Raw genomic sequence first — 14422 nt, 5'->3', positions numbered from 1 at the left:
CGCCTTCTTGCATCTCGCATGCGCCTATATCTGGCTACTGTGAACACGCCCTAGCGCTGCGGCATGCCTGGGCTGCGCCGGGCGTACTGTGCCGGCGTGAGGCCGAAGGCGCGGCGGAACCAGCGGCCGAGGTGGCTCTGGTCGGCGAAGCCGAGCGTGGAGGCAACCATTGCTGGCGTCTGTCCCTGGGCGAGCAGATGGCGCGCCCTGGCCAGCCGCAGCTGGACCAGATAGGCGTGCGGGGCGAGGCCGAAGGCTGCCTTGAAGGCACGTGTGAGACGAAAGCGGTCGACGCCGCAGGCTGCCGCCAGATCGTCCAGCCCGACGTCCCGCGTCAGGTTGGCGTGCAGGAAATCTCGCCCCAGGCGTGCCACGCGAGGCAGGCGCGGATCGGGATCCGGCCGGGCCGCCCAGTGCAGATGGGGCGCCATGCGGGCGAGCAACTGGTCGAGCATGGCTTGGCGCACGATGCGCAGTTCCTGGCCGGACCAGGCGCCGAAGGCTTCGACGAATGCCCGGCCGAGCGCCAGATCCTGCGTCAGCGTTTCGGCGAACAGAGGCTCTCCTGTGCGGGCGTCGTCACTGAGCACGCAGAGCTCGCGCCGCAGCCAGGCCGGGTCCAGATAGAAGCAGGAGTAGGTGAAGCCTTCCGGGTGCGGCGCGTCGCCGTCATGGATTTCGCCCGGGTTGAGCGTGAAGACGTGGCCTGGCTGGCTGTGGAAGCGCGCGCGCCGGCAGTTGAACTGCTGCACGCCCTGCTCGGTGACGCCGACAAGGTAACTGTCGTGCCAGTGCGGATCGTAGGCGTGGCCCTTGAAATGGGCGCGCAGGCTTTCCAGGCCGGTTTCGGCATCCCGCGCATGATGAATCCAGTTTTCGCTCGCCATTGCGCCGGAATTCTAGGCAGAAGTCGCGAACGGTGCTGGAACGTTTGTGCGTTCGGGATTCAGACCAGCAGTGACACGATGGTGCCGACCGTGGCGGCGGCGGCCAGCCATTTTCCGGCGGAGTAGTAGCCGTTTTCGGATTTCTGCTGCTCGCTGGGCCGGTCCAGCCCCAATGCGCCATATACGAAGGATTCCACCGGACCTTCTTCCGTGTTGCCTTCCCCGGTGGCGGCGGGCAGCGTGGTGCTGTCATCGGCGCGGGCCATCAGGCGGGCCGAATCGGAGACGTTGATGCTGGCGCTGTCCGCAGCGGCCGTGCTGCCGTCCGCAGCCGGGGGCGTGGCTGCCGGAGGCGCTTTGACGGGGGCCGCTTGGGCGACGGGGTCGTTCGTCTGGCCGATGATCATCTTCTACCTCCCTTCTTGTGCATGGTGCAGCTGTAGCAGGTTTATCGGAGGGGAGGCGGATTGTTTTAGACAGCCTGGCGGATCTTTGAATTTATTTACAAGTGCCTGGATGTATACGCGATATCCGCACAAATGCAGGCTCCGCCGTGAGCCGCTGCGCTACCCTTTGTACCGGAGGATTGCAGATGAACCTGGATGTGACGGGCTGGATCGTGGCAGCGCTGGCGGTGCTGCTCACGGGGATTTCGAAGTCGGGTTTCGGCGGAGCCTTGAGCGGGCTGGCGGTGCCTTTCCTGACGATGTGGATTTCGCCGCGCGACGCGGCGGCAGTCATGCTGCCGATCCTGATCGCCATGGATTTCGCCGGTCTTCGTGCCTGGCGGGGCAAGGCGGACTGGCGCGAACTGAAGATCCTGATTCCGGGGGCGTTGCTGGGCATCATCGGCGGCACCCTGGTCTTCGGCATTCTGCCGGATCGTGCGGTGAAACTGGCCATCGGCCTGATTGCGGTGGGGTTCGCGCTGGATCGCGTGCTGCGCAAGGGCAAGGATCAAAGCGCGGATGCACGGCCACCGCGCTGGTTCGGCTGGCTTTGCGGTGCCGGTTCGGGCTTCACCAGCACGCTGGCGCATGCCGGCGGCCCGCCGGTGATGATCTACCTGCTGAGCTGGAAACAGCCGCGCGAAACTTTCGTGGCGACGATGGTGTTCTTCTTCACCGTCATCAATCTGGCCAAGCTGCCTTTCTACATCGGCCTGGATCTGTTTTCCGTACCGACGCTGACCATGTCCGCGATATTGCTGCCGCTGGTGCCGGTGGGCGTCTGGCTGGGTATCCGCCTGCTGCGCCACATTCCCGAGCGGCCGTTCTATCTGATCGCGACGGCGGCGCTGGGGCTCTCAGGCCTGAAGCTGCTGTGGGATGGTTTGATCGGGTGAGTGCCGTCGGCCGTTGACGCAGCTCATAAGTCGCGTGGCGTGAAACGCGGCTGTCATGTCTGCCAAGTCCAATCGTGGCTTCCGTTCGGACAGACCACGAGGTGAGCGCATGACGGCAAGAAAACCGGAAACCGACGCACAGCAGAGCGCGCGTCGCACATTCATCAAACGTACGTTGCTGGCGGCGACGGTACTCAGCCTGCCGCCACTGCTGGCCGCCTGCGGTGGCGGCTCCGACGGGGATGAGGCCACCACGCCGGGCGGCGGCAGCTCAAGCAGTTCAAGCAGCGCCAGCAGCAGTGCGAAGAGCACGGCGAAATTCGCGGTGCTGAGCGACATCCATCTGTATGACATCGACGCGCTGGGCAGCAACGCGGATCTGGCTGCCTATCTGACGCTGGACCGCAAGATGATCAAGGAAAGTGTGCCGATCTTCGCCGCCGCGATGGACGATATCGCCACGCAGGATGTGGATTTCCTGCTGATCACTGGCGACCTCACCAAGGATGACGAGCGCGTGAATCACGAGTTGCTCGCGGCCTACCTGAAGGACTTCGGCAAACCGGTCTACGTGATCCCCGGCAATCACGACGTCAACAATCCGGACGCCAAGGGCTTCGGCAGCACGACCACTGCCGTGGCGCAGGTCAGCCCGGCCGAATTCCGCAGCCTCTATGCCGATTGCGGCTATGGCACAGCGATTCATACCGATCCGGATTCGCTGAGTTACATCGTCGAACCGACGGAAGGGCTGTGGCTGTTCGCCATCGATTCCTGCAAGTACGCCGACAACCTCAGCCTGGGTCATCCGGTCACCTCGGGGGCGATCGGCAGCGCCACGCTGGCCTGGCTCACCGGCAAGCTGGCCGAAGCCCGAGCCCAGGGCAAGCAGGTGATGGGCATGATGCACCACGGCCTGATCGAGCACTTCGCCGGGCAATCCCTGCTGTTTCCGGAGTATCTGGTGGACGATCGTGCCGCCGTTGCCGCCGCCTTGGCCGCAGCAGGGCTGGGCGTGATGTTCACCGGCCACTTCCATGCCAACGACCTGGTGCGGGCCACCTACGATGGCAAGACGATCCACGATGTGGAAACCGGCTCCACGGTGACGGCGCCCTGCCCGTACCGCCTATGCTCACTGGATACCGTTGCCGGCACCTTGAGCATCGCCACTTCCGTGGTGGATGACATCACCGTCACCAACAGCGCCTCGGATTATGTGAACGGTGCTGATTTCCAGGCGTATGCGCAGGAGTACCTGAGCACCGGCCTGAAAACGCTGGTCAGCGGAATGTTGCAGGCAGCGCCCTACAGCTTGCCATCGGCAGCCGTGGCGCAGGTGTTGCCGCTGATCGTGCCGGCGATGGTCGCTCACTACGCAGGCGATGAAGCCCTGACGGATGCCACCACGCTGGCCACGCTGCAGGCCATGGCAGGCAGTACCGATGCCAATACCGCCCTGATCGGGCAGATGGTGCTGAGCCTGTGGAATGACGCCGCGCCGGCGGACAACACACTCAGCCTGACGCTCTGAGCGGAGGGGAATACAGCCCGCAGCGCCTTCTTTTAGAGGTAATACTGTTCAGTTAAGACAATGTCGTCATTCCGGCGCAAGCCGGAATCCAGTGTTTTCGGGCCCCTCTGGATCCCGGCTTGCGCCGGGATGACGCCGACCCGCAAGGATCGGGGCTTAAGTGAACGGCATTGCTCCTTTTAGAGGCGCTTTTTATCTGGCGGGCCGTGCGGTGAAACCCATCAGGCCGTACCGGGGGCCAGCGCATCCAGCAGGGTCCGGGCCGTATCGACGGCTGCCATGACGACAGGATGGCCGGGAGGGTAGGTCTGGCTGGCTGCGTAGGTGCCCTCGATCAGCAGGGCCAGACCGCTGGCAAGGCGTTCCGGTGCCGGGGAGTCTGCCTCACGCGCCAGTGCCCGCAGGCGTTCCATGAGCTGGGTCTTGTTGGTGGCAACCGCCAGGCGCGCGGGATGTGTTGGGTCCGGGAACTCCGCAGCGATGTTCACGAAAGGGCAGCCCCGGTAGCTGGGGTGGGTCGCGCGCGTCGCCAGATCGCGGAAGAACTGCAGCAGTTGTTCGCGCGGCTGGCCAGGGTGCCGGGCCACGCTGGCCTCGAAGTAGCCCCAGAAGCGCTGGGCGCGGCGCTCCAGGTAATGCAGCAGCAATGCGTCCTTTGATTCGAACTGGCGGTACAGGCTCATCTTGTTGAGCCCCGCAAGCTTCACCACGGCATCCACACCCACGGCCCTGGCACCCTCGCGATAGAAGAGGGTGTCGGCGGCCTCCAGGATCTGCGTCTGTGCGTCCAGCGCGTGCGTCGTCGGGCGGCGGCGTGTTCTGGACCCGGTTTCCGTCTGGGTCATCCGTGTCTCCTTGTCTGTATCCTGCTTGACATGTTACCGCTCGGTACATAGGATCGCAAATGGTGTGACCGATCAGTCACACATTCATTCATGATCCTTTCCCCGTCAGGCATCCATGCCGGGCTGGTGGATTCCTGGCAGGAGCGTTTTCAACATGCAGGCAGTCACCCATTGGGCCCAGCGACGGCTCGGCGCGCATTTCCACTATGCCTGGGTCGCCGTGGCGCTGGCCTTTCTGATCATGCTGATCACGGCGGGAACACGAGCCACACCCAGCGTGATGATGGTGGCGCTGGAGGAGTCGCTGGGCTGGGATCGCATCAGCATCTCGCTGGCGTTGTCGATCAATCTTGCGCTGTTCGGGCTGGTGGGGCCGTTCGCGGCGGCGGCGATGGAACGCTTCGGGCTGCGTCGTACGGTACTGGTCGCGCTGTTCGTGCTGGCGGTGGCCGTGGCGCTGTCGAACTGGATGCAGCAGCGCTGGCAGATGTCCCTGCTGTGGGGTGTGCTGGTGGGCAGCGCCACCGGCGTTACTGCGATGACTTTCGGTGCCACCGTGGTGAACCGCTGGTTCAAGACGCGGCGGGGGCTCGCCATGGGGCTCCTGACGGCCAGTTCGGCCACGGGCCAGCTGGTATTCCTGCCCTTTCTGGCCAGCCTGGTGGAAAGCAGTGGCTGGCGCCCGGTGGTGCTGAGCGTGGCTGCCGCCATCGCGGTGGCGATTCCCTTCGTCTTCCTGTTGCTGCCGGAGCGTCCGGCGCAGGTCGGGCTGGCGCTATACGGCGAGCCGGAGGGAACGCCGCCGGCACCGGTGGAGGCGCGGCGCAATCCGGTAGCGCTGGCGTTCAGCGTGCTGGGGCGTGCGGTGAAGGAGCGCGATTTCTGGCTGCTGTTCTTCAGCTTCTTCGTCTGCGGGGCAACCACCAACGGTTACATCGGCACCCACTTCATCGCCATGTGCGGCGATTACGGTCTGGATCCGGTCAAGGGCGCCTCGGTACTGGCCGCCATGGGTGCGCTGGATTTGGTCGGCACCACGGCGTCGGGCTGGCTCTCTGATCGCTTCAACAACCGCGTGCTGCTGTTCTGGTACTACGGCCTGCGTGGGCTGGCGCTGCTCTACCTGCCGGCTGCCTTCGGCCTCGGCTACTTCGGCCTGCCGGTATTCGCCGTGTTTTACGGGCTGGACTGGATCGCCACCGTGCCGCCAACCGTACGTCTGACCACCGACGTATTCGGCAGTCGCGATGCGCCCATCGTGTTCGGCTGGATCGTGACCGGCCATCAGCTCGGCGCGGCCTTCTCCGCCTTGCTGGGCGGTGTGCTGCGCGCCAATCTGGGCACCTACACCCTGGCGACGATGTTCAGCGGCGTACTGTGTCTGCTTGCCGCCGTCATGGTGCTGCGGATCAACCGGCAGGGCCGTCTGGCGCCGGCTGGCTGAGCGCTGCCGGCACGGGCGAACCAAGCGCACTAGGCTGACTCCAAATGCCGCAAGCCGTAGTGCCGGCGACGCCAGATTGCCGCCTGCGGTGCCGCACGCCCCGATCACGACAGGAGAGCCCTCATGCCGCGCATTGCCCCCGCGTTGTTTTCCACCGTACTTCTTGCCCTCGCCATTCCGGCGCAGGCGGCGGCGCCAGTCTGCGATGCCGCCGCGCTGGTGCCCGCACCGGGGCGTACCCAGCTCAGTGAGTTTGCCAGCGGGCTGGAAAACCCCTGGGCCTTCGTCTTCCTGCCGGATGGCCGCATGCTGGTCAGCGAGCGGCCCGGGCGTTTTCGCCTGATCGATGCACAGGGCAAGGTCTCGGCACCCCTGGATGGCGTGCCGGCGGTGCAGGCGCGCGGGCAGGGCGGGCTGCTGGATGTGGCGCTGCATCCGGACTTCGCCCGTAACAACCTGGTCTATTTCGCCTACGCGGAGGCTGGCGAGGGCGGCGCGGGCACGGCCATCGCACGGGCGAGGCTGGCGGCCGACAGGCTGCGCCTGGAAGAAGTGCGGGTGATTTACCGGCAGACACCCAAGGTCAGTGGTAACGGCCACTTCGGCGCACGACTGGTGTTCGGCCGGGACGGCATGCTGTACGCCGCGCTGGGCGAGCGGCAGAAATTCGATCCGGCTCAGGATCCGCGCCAGAGTCTGGGCAAAGTGGTGCGCTTGACGCCCGAAGGTGGGGTTCCGGCGGATAACCCCTTCGCGCGTGATCCGGCCTGGCTGCCCGAGATCTGGACGCTGGGCCATCGCAACCCGCAGGGCATGGCGCTGGAGCCGTCTTCCGGCGCCCTGTGGCTGATCGAGCATGGCGCGCGTGGTGGTGACGAGATCAACCTTTTGGCCGCAGGGCGCAACTATGGCTGGCCAGTGATTGCCTACGGCGTGAATTACACCGGCACGCGCATCGGTGAAGGGCGCGAACGTGCCGGCCTGGAGCAGCCACTGTGCTACTGGGATCCATCCATCGCGCCCGGCAATTTCGCGTTCTACACGGCGGACCAGGTGCCGGCCTGGCGCGGCAACCTTTTCGTGGCGGCACTCAAGGACGAGGCCGTGCATCGGTTCTCCCGCGAGGGCACGCGCATCACTGGCGTCGAGCGGATTCCCGTCGGCAAGCGGGTGCGTGATGTGCGCGTGGGGCCGGATGGCTGGCTATATCTCGCCACCGACGAATCGCGCGGGCAGATCCTGCGCCTGAGCTTGCGGATTGATTGACGCATCTGGCTGATGGAGGTCCGGGTATGGAAATCCTCATCACGGGAGGTACCGGTCTGCTGGGTCGGGCCTTGTGCAAGGCCTTGCAGGCCCGTGGCGACGATGTGACAGTGCTGAGCCGGCATCCGCTGCGCGTGCCCCGCCTGTGCGGCAAAGGCGTGCGCGGTATCGGCGATCTGTCGGAGTGGACGCCGGCGCGGCGTTTCGATGCGGTGATCAATCTTGCCGGAGCCCCCATCGTCGATCATGCCTGGAGCGAGGCGCGCAAGCGGCAACTGTGGGGCAGCCGCGTCGAGCTGACGCAGGCGCTGGTTGCCGTGATGGCGAGGGCCGAGGTCTTGCCGGCGGTATTGCTTAGTGGTTCGGCCGTCGGCATCTATGGGGACTGCGGCGAGCTGATCTGTGCCGAGGATGGGCCAGCACAGCCCGCGCAGGATTTCGGCGCGCGCCTTTGTGACGCCTGGGAAGCGGCGGCGCTGGGTGCTGAAGCATTGGGGACGCGCGTCTGCCTGCTGCGCACGGGGCTGGTGCTGGCACACGAAGGGAGATTGCTGGCACGCATGCGTCCGGCCTTTGCCATGGGGCTGGGTATGCGTCTGGGGGACGGCCGCCAGTGGATGAGCTGGATCCAGCTGACAGACTGGGTTGCCGGCGTGCTCCATCTGCTCGACAGTACGAGCGCGCGCGGCCCTTACAACCTGTGCGCGCCGCAGCCGGTGCGCAACGCCGATTTCACGCGCACGCTGGCGGCCGCCCTGAAACGGCCCGCGTTTCTGGCTGCGCCTTCCTGTGCCTTGCGGCTGATGCTCGGCCAGCGAGCCTATCTGTTGCTGGGCGGGCAGCGGGTATTGCCCGAGCGTTTGCTGGGCGAGGGCTTCGTGTTCCAGCACGAAACAGTGGAAGAAGCATTGCGGGCGAGCCTGGATTGATCTCTCCGGCCGGAAGACCGATTTGTCAGCCCGGCCCGGGCGCTTGTGCCGATCACCGGACCGGGCTGACCGGTCCAGACGCCTGCCGGGGCCGGCGCTGAAGGCCGTCAGGCCAGGCATTCCGCCAGTACGTCGCCAAGTCGTTCCATGCCCAGTGCGATTTCTTCCGGCGTGGTGTTCAGCGCCGGCATGAAGCGCAACAGTGCCGGGCGCGGGCTGTTGAGCAGCAGACCGTGTTCGCGCGCTCCTTGCACGAGTTGCGCGCCGATGTTGCGCTCCAGTGCCAGTGCCAGCAACAGGCCTTCTCCCCGTACTTCTCCCAGCCCGAAGCGTGCGCTGATCGTTTGCAGACTCTGGCGGAACAGTTCGCTGGTCTGCCGTACCTGCGCGAGGAAGGCCGGCTCACCGAGCGTCCGCATCACCGCCAGGCCAGCGGCGCACATCAGCGGATTGCCGCAATAGGTGCCACCCTGGTCGCCAGGGGCAAAGCAGCAGACATCTGCACGCGCCAGCAGTGCAGCCAGCGGCACGCCGCCACCGATGTCCTTGCCCAGCGTCATGATGTCCGGCTGCATGCCGTGCAGTTCGTGGGCGAACAGCACACCGGTACGGCCGCAGCCGGTCTGTACCTCATCGGCGATCAACAGCAGTCCGTGCTCGTCGCACAGGGTGCGCAGCGTCTGCAGGAATGCGGGCGTGGCGGGGATTACGCCGGCTTCGCCCTGGATCGGTTCCAGTATCACCGCCGCGGTTTGCGGGCCGATCAGTGCGCGTACGGAATTCGCGTCGTTGTAGCGGGCCTTGACGAAGCCCGGTACTGCGGGGGCGAAAAGCGTGTCCCAGCCGGCTTTGCCGGTGGCTGCCATGGTGGCCAGCGTGCGGCCGTGGAAGCTGTCCTGGAAGGTGATGATTTCGTGGGCGCCGTGCTTGTGCAGTTGCCCCCATTTGCGCGCGAGCTTGATGGCGCCTTCGTTGGCTTCGGCGCCCGAGCTGGTGAAGAAGACCTGGTCGAAACGAGAGTGCTGGGTGAGCCAACCGGCCAGCGCCAGCGCGGGTTGATTATAGAAACTCGGGCTGGGGTTGATCAGCTGAGCGGCCTGCTCCGTCAGCGCTGCCACCAGCGCTCTGGGTGAGTGGCCCAGCGCATTCACGGCCCAGCCCTGTACCCAGTCCAGATAGCTTCGCCCCTCGGCATCGAACAGCCAGGCGCCTTCGCCACGCACGAAGACGAGATCGGGGCGTGGGGTGATCGGCATCAATGCATTGGGAGGGAGTGGGCTGGTCATGGCAGATCCTTTCGAGAGCAAGGGCAAAAAAGACCCCCACGCTTTCCCGCTACGCGGGGCCACTGCCCCAAGGGGGCTTTTTTGTCTTGGGACGGCCCGGCGACAAAAAAAACGGGCCACGGTGGAAACCGTGGCCCGTTGCGGGAAATCGGGGAGTTGTTGCTCAGCCTGAGATGGCTGGTTTCCCTGCGTTTTCCGCACGCACGTGCCACGGCCTGCCGGGTCGGCGGGCAGGGCGGTTACGTCGGAGAGAGGCAGGAAGCGCGTTGAGCATCGGGTGATGATGGGTGTGGCCAGGCCGAAGTGTCAAGTGGGGGATGGGATAGGCTGTATCCCAGGCTGGTGGCCTGTTAGGCTGCGTTTGAATGTAGCCCGCGATGGCTTCGTGCCCGGTACGCTTGCCATACTGGCGGGAGTGAATGCCTTTCAAGGTTTCATGCGAAAAGTATTTCGTGATCGGCTGGTATCCATGTCAATACTTCGTACCCTGTCTCGCGCGTTGCTGCCGGTCTTCTTGCTGATGCTGCCTCTGGCCTGGCAGGGTGAAGTGCTTTCCGCCAGATTCTGCGTGGATCCGGACTGGGCGCCGTTCGAGGTGATCACGCCGGAGGGACGGCATCAGGGAATCGCTGCCGATCTGCTGCAGCTGGTGGCCCGTCGTGCGGAAGTGAAGCTGGAGCTCGTGCCCACGGCCAGCTGAGAGGAGAGCCTGGAAGCCTCGCGCTGCCGCGTGGCACCATGGTCGAGGAGCGTATCCGGCATGACTATCCGCACTTGACGGTGCTGCTGACCGATACCGAAACCCAGGCATTGACGATGGTGGAGGCCGGTGGGGCGGACATGACGTTGAGGTCTCTCACCGTGGCGGCCAGTACCATCCGCATGGAGGGTTGGTTCAACCTGAAGATCGCCGGACGCCTGCCGGCCTATGCCAATGCGATGCGTATCGGTGTGGTGCGCGGGCACGAAGCCCTGCGCGACCGGCTGGATCGTGGCGTGGCGACACTGGAGGCGGACGAGGTGGCGCGTATCGTCAATCGTCATGTGCCGATCCGCATCGAAGAGGCGGCGGACTATCGTCTGCTGCTGCAGGTGGGGGTGGTCTTCCTGCTGGTGCTGGGCACCAACCTGTACTGGATACAGCGCCTGCGGCGCGCCAACGCGCGTCTGCAGCAGCAATCACTCACCGATGTACTGACCGGATTGGGCAACCGGCTGGCCCTGAACCAGCGTCTGGAAGAGGCGGCAGCCGCCGCCCGCCGGCACGGCCATCCCCTGAGCGTCATCATGCTCGATCTCGATCACTTCAAGCAGGTCAATGATGAGCACGGGCATCTGGCTGGCGATCGGGTGCTGGTGGCGCTCGCGGGGATTATTGCGCGAGCGCACGCGGCAGAGCGACAGCGTGGGGCGCTGGGGTGGAGAGGAGTTCCTGGTGCTGTGCCCGCAGACCGGATTGTCGCAGGCGGAGATTGGTGCCGAACGTATCCGCGATGCCGTCGGCGGCCGGGATTTCGGTCTCGGGCACCGGCTCAGCCTGAGCGCCGGGGTGGCCGAGCTGCGGCCGGATGACACGCCGGACAGCTTGCTGCAACGCGCCGATGAGGCGCTCTATCGTGCAAAACGATCAGGGCGTGATCGCGTCTGCGTCGCGCCCTGAGAGTAGCCGGCCCGCACGGAGCGGGCCGATGGTGCCAGGCGATCAGAAGGCCGGGACGACGGCGCCCTGGTACTTCTGTTGCAGGAAGGTCTTCACTTCCGGGCTCTTCAGCGCGGCGGCCAGCTTCTGGATCGCGGCGCTGTCCTTGTTGTCCGGGCGGGCGACGAGGATGTTCACGTAGGGCGAGTCGCTGCCTTCGATGGCCAGCGCATCGCGCACCGGGTTCAGGCCGGCTTCCAGCGCGTAGTTGGTGTTGATGAGCGCCAGGTCGACCTGGTCGAGCACGCGCGGCAGCGTGGCGGCTTCCAGCTCGCGCACCTTGATGCCCTTGGGGTTGCTGGCGATGTCACGTGGCGTGGCGAGGATGTTCTTCGCATCCTTCAGGGTGATCAGCCCGGCCTTCTGCAGCAGCAGCAGGGCGCGGCCGCCGTTGGTGGCGTCATTGGGGATCACCACGTTGGCGCCCTTGGGCAGTGCGGCCAGCGACTTCACCTTCTTCGAGTAGGCGCCGAAAGGCTCGACGTGCACGCCGGCCACGGTTACCAGCTGGGTGCCGCGGCTCTTGTTGAATTCGTCGAGGTAGGGCTGGTGCTGGAAGAAGTTGGCATCCAGGCGCTTTTCGGCGACCTGCACGTTGGGCTGCACGTAGTCGGTGAAGACACGCACGTTCAGCTCGATGCCCTGTTTGGCCAGGGCGGGTTTGACGAATTCGAGGATCTCGGCGTGGGGCACGGCGGTAGCGGCCACGTTGAGGGTCTGGGCCTGGGCGGAAAAGGCCAGACCGGCGGCGAGTGTGACGAGCAGCTTTTTCATGGAAGGCTCCGTAGGGGATGAAAGAAGGTCATTTGCGGGAGAAACGCAGCACCAGCCAGTCGCCGGCGGTCTGCAGGACTTGCACCAGCACCAGCAGCAGGGCCACGGTGATCAGCATCACGTCGGGCTGATAGCGTTGGTAGCCATAGCGCACAGCCAGGTCGCCCAGGCCGCCGCCGCCGATCAGACCGGACATCGCGGTGTAGGAAACCAACGTGATCGCGGTGACGGTGATGGCGGCGAGGATGCCGGGCAAAGCTTCGGGCAGCAGCGCGTGGAACACGATCTGGCGCGTGGAGGCACCCATCGCCTGGATCGCCTCGATGATGCCGCGGTCCACTTCGCGCAGCGCGGTTTCCACCAGGCGTGCGAAGAAGGGCGTGGCACCGACCACCAATGGTGGAATCGCGCCGGCTACGCCCAGCGAGGTGCCGGTGATCAGTACGGTCACCGGGATCATCAGGATCAGCAGGATCACGAAGGGCACCGAGCGCAAGATGTTCACCACCAGTGACAGCGTGCCGTACAGCGCGCGCTGCTCCAGCAACTGGCGGGGACTGGCGAGGAACAGCAGCACGCCCAGCGGCAGGCCGAGGATCACGGTGAACAGCAGGGAGCCGCCGAGCATGCTCAGCGTATCGAGGCTGGCCAGCCCGATTTCGGGCCAGTCGACATTGGGGAAAAGGGCACCCATCAACGCATCACCTCTAGATGTACGTCGGCCGAGGCGAAGCGCGCGATCGCGGCATCGGTGTTGCCACCGGTCAGCGCCAGGGTGAGCTGGCCGTAAGGCGAATCCTTGATGTGGTCGATACGGCCGGCGAGGATGCTGAAGTCCGCGCCCGTCTCGCGTGCCACGCTGCCCAGCAGCGGCGCGTAGGTGGATGCGCCACGGAAGGTCAGGCGCAGGATGCGGCCGGGCACGTGGGCGAAATCGTCACGCTGTGCATCCTCGTCGACCTGTTCGGCTTCCTGCACGAAACGGCGTGTGGTGATGTGTTGCGGATGCAGGAAGACATCGGCCACCGCACCTTGCTCCACGATCACGCCGGCATCCATCACCGCCACGCGGTCGCAGACGCGGCGGATCACGTCCATCTCATGGGTGATCAGCACGACGGTGAGATCCAGCTCGCGGTTGAGCTGGGCCAGCAGTGCCAGCACCGAGGCCGTGGTCTGCGGGTCCAGCGCGCTGGTGGCTTCGTCGCAGAGCAGGATCTTCGGTTCGGTGGCCAGTGCGCGCGCGATGCCCACGCGCTGCTTCTGTCCGCCGGAGAGCTGGGCCGGATACTTGCGAGCCTGATCGGTGAGGCCGACGCGCGCCAGCAGCGCGGCGACACGCTGATCTATTTGAGAAGCATCCAGTTCGCCGGCGAGTTTCAACGGCAGGGCCACGTTGTCGGCGACGGTTTTCGAGGCCAGCAGGTTGAAATGCTGGAAGATCATGCCGACCCGCCGGCGGAAGCTGCGCAGGCCGTCCGCATCCAGTGCCGTCACGTCTTCGCCATCGACCACGATGCGCCCGCCAGAGGCTGCCTCCAGGCGGTTGATCAGACGCAGCAGGGTGCTTTTGCCGGCGCCGGAATGGCCGATGATGCCGAACACCTCGCCTCGTGCAATGTGCAGGTCGCACGGCTGCAGGGCGGCGATGGCCTGGCCGTTGACGTGGTAGGCCTTGTGGACCTGATGGAAGTCGATCACGTGGGGAAACCTTATGGGTTGTTCTGATCGCACCGGATGGGTGCGGGGCGCCAGTTTACCCGTGGGCACCCGGAGGGTGAAGGGATGCCGCAGACGCGTTCCCCATAAGCAGCGCAGCGGCCGGAATAAGGCGGGGTCGCGCCCTGGTGCCGGCCGGGTATTCAGAGCCGTTTCAGCACCATGGCGGTGCTCCGCCGGCATCCAGCCAGCAGAGGTAGGCGCGCAGATCGAATTCGTACTGATGATAGGCCGGCTCCATGTGGCAGCAGAGCTGGTAGAAGGCCTTGCCGTGTTCGCGTTCCTTGAGATGCGCCAGTTCGTGTACCACGATCATGCGCAGGAATTCTTCCGGCCCCACGCGGAATAGGCTGGCGATTCGCAGCTCGCGCTTGGCCTTGAGGCGCGAGCCCTGGACCCGCGAGATGGCGGTATGGGTGCCCAGCGCGTTGCGCAGCACATGCAGATGGTTGTCGTAGCCGATGTGGGCCAGCGGCGGCGCGCTCTTCAGGTGGCGATTCTTCAGCGCGGTCACGTAATCCTGCAGCGCGCGTTCGTTGCGCACGGTGTGGGCCTGCGGGTAGCGGCGCAGCAGCAGGGCGCCGAGCTTGCCGTCGGCGATCAGCTGGCGTACCTGGGCGACGAGCTGCTCCGGGTAAGCGGCGAGATAGTTCGTACGGGGTTCGGTGCTTGCTGACATGGGCGGATTGTACGG

At 65.5% G+C, this 14422-nt stretch carries 15 protein-coding genes and 1 pseudogene; 8 read left to right on the top strand and 8 right to left on the bottom strand.

The features are described 5' to 3' along the window. Positions 1-50 precede the first annotated feature (50 nt). Together BGI27_RS13135 and BGI27_RS13130 are read right to left on the bottom strand one after the other, a co-directional pair. Positions 51-887, bottom strand: a complete 837-nt coding sequence (locus BGI27_RS13135) for an AraC family transcriptional regulator (RefSeq protein WP_095525314.1) — start codon at positions 885-887, stop codon at positions 51-53. A 59-nt stretch (positions 888-946) separates the two neighbouring features. Beyond that, positions 947-1294, bottom strand: a complete 348-nt coding sequence (locus tag BGI27_RS13130; RefSeq protein WP_095525313.1) for a hypothetical protein — start codon at positions 1292-1294, stop codon at positions 947-949. Positions 1295-1479: 185 nt separating this feature from the next. Between BGI27_RS13130 and BGI27_RS13125 the strand changes: the two genes are divergently transcribed. Together BGI27_RS13125 and BGI27_RS13120 are read left to right on the top strand one after the other, a co-directional pair. Continuing rightward, positions 1480-2232, top strand: a complete 753-nt coding sequence (locus BGI27_RS13125) for a sulfite exporter TauE/SafE family protein (RefSeq protein WP_095525312.1) — start codon at positions 1480-1482, stop codon at positions 2230-2232. Positions 2233-2341: 109 nt separating this feature from the next. Beyond that, a complete protein-coding gene (locus tag BGI27_RS13120) occupies positions 2342-3766 on the top strand; it encodes a metallophosphoesterase family protein (protein WP_095525311.1) in 1425 nt (474 codons plus the stop codon). Positions 3767-3987: 221 nt separating this feature from the next. Here BGI27_RS13120 and BGI27_RS13115 read toward each other — a convergent pair whose 3' ends face one another. Further along, a complete protein-coding gene (locus BGI27_RS13115; RefSeq protein WP_095525310.1) occupies positions 3988-4611 on the bottom strand; it encodes a TetR/AcrR family transcriptional regulator in 624 nt (207 codons plus the stop codon). A 154-nt stretch (positions 4612-4765) separates the two neighbouring features. Between BGI27_RS13115 and BGI27_RS13110 the strand changes: the two genes are divergently transcribed. From BGI27_RS13110 to BGI27_RS13100, 3 genes are all read left to right on the top strand, one after another. After that, positions 4766-6055, top strand: a complete 1290-nt coding sequence (locus BGI27_RS13110) for an MFS transporter (RefSeq protein ID WP_095525309.1) — start codon at positions 4766-4768, stop codon at positions 6053-6055. A 123-nt stretch (positions 6056-6178) separates the two neighbouring features. Then, on the top strand, positions 6179-7321 hold the full coding sequence (locus BGI27_RS13105) for a PQQ-dependent sugar dehydrogenase (protein WP_095525308.1): 1143 nt from the start codon (positions 6179-6181) through the stop codon (positions 7319-7321). Between the two features lie 26 nt (positions 7322-7347). Next, a complete protein-coding gene (locus BGI27_RS13100) occupies positions 7348-8250 on the top strand; it encodes a TIGR01777 family oxidoreductase (protein WP_095525307.1) in 903 nt (300 codons plus the stop codon). A 107-nt stretch (positions 8251-8357) separates the two neighbouring features. On the opposite strand, the gene BGI27_RS13095 is transcribed toward BGI27_RS13100, so the two are convergent. Beyond that, the gene (locus BGI27_RS13095) at positions 8358-9536 is read right to left on the bottom strand and encodes an acetylornithine transaminase (protein ID WP_095525306.1); all 1179 of its coding nucleotides are present in this window, start codon (positions 9534-9536) and stop codon (positions 8358-8360) included. Positions 9537-10005: 469 nt separating this feature from the next. On the opposite strand from BGI27_RS13095, the gene BGI27_RS13090 reads away from it, so the two are divergent. From BGI27_RS13090 to BGI27_RS18905, 3 genes and pseudogenes are all read left to right on the top strand, one after another. Beyond that, on the top strand, positions 10006-10236 hold the full coding sequence (locus BGI27_RS13090; RefSeq protein WP_170943047.1) for a transporter substrate-binding domain-containing protein: 231 nt from the start codon (positions 10006-10008) through the stop codon (positions 10234-10236). A gap of 38 nt (positions 10237-10274) precedes the next feature. Further along, positions 10275-10910, top strand: a pseudogene (locus tag BGI27_RS13085) (transporter substrate-binding domain-containing diguanylate cyclase); the annotation flags it as partial. Then, positions 10855-11196: a GGDEF domain-containing protein gene (locus tag BGI27_RS18905; RefSeq protein ID WP_095525303.1), complete on the top strand. Its 342-nt coding sequence runs from the start codon at positions 10855-10857 to the stop codon at positions 11194-11196. The pseudogene BGI27_RS13085 and the gene BGI27_RS18905, both read left to right, overlap by 56 nt. A gap of 42 nt (positions 11197-11238) precedes the next feature. Here BGI27_RS18905 and BGI27_RS13080 read toward each other — a convergent pair whose 3' ends face one another. The 4 genes from BGI27_RS13080 to BGI27_RS13065 all read right to left on the bottom strand — a co-directional run bounded on the left by BGI27_RS13080 (position 11239) and on the right by BGI27_RS13065 (position 14407). Then, positions 11239-12009 (bottom strand): MetQ/NlpA family ABC transporter substrate-binding protein, encoded by a 771-nt coding sequence (locus BGI27_RS13080; protein ID WP_095525302.1) that lies wholly within the window; start codon positions 12007-12009, stop codon positions 11239-11241. 28 nt (positions 12010-12037) lie between these two features. Beyond that, positions 12038-12703, bottom strand: coding sequence for a methionine ABC transporter permease (locus BGI27_RS13075; RefSeq protein ID WP_095525301.1), 666 nt, complete (start codon positions 12701-12703; stop codon positions 12038-12040). After that, positions 12703-13710 (bottom strand): methionine ABC transporter ATP-binding protein, encoded by a 1008-nt coding sequence (locus tag BGI27_RS13070; RefSeq protein WP_095525300.1) that lies wholly within the window; start codon positions 13708-13710, stop codon positions 12703-12705. The genes BGI27_RS13075 and BGI27_RS13070 overlap by 1 nt, the downstream gene beginning before the upstream one ends. A gap of 172 nt (positions 13711-13882) precedes the next feature. Continuing rightward, positions 13883-14407: a M48 metallopeptidase family protein gene (locus tag BGI27_RS13065; protein WP_095525299.1), complete on the bottom strand. Its 525-nt coding sequence runs from the start codon at positions 14405-14407 to the stop codon at positions 13883-13885. Positions 14408-14422 lie beyond the last annotated feature (15 nt).

This window comes from Candidatus Dactylopiibacterium carminicum, assembly GCF_014736495.1.
Taxonomy (GTDB): Bacteria; Pseudomonadota; Gammaproteobacteria; order Burkholderiales; family Rhodocyclaceae; genus Uliginosibacterium; species Uliginosibacterium carminicum.
Note: the sequence above shows the minus strand (reverse complement) of the source record. Positions and strands in the feature narration are given on the sequence as shown.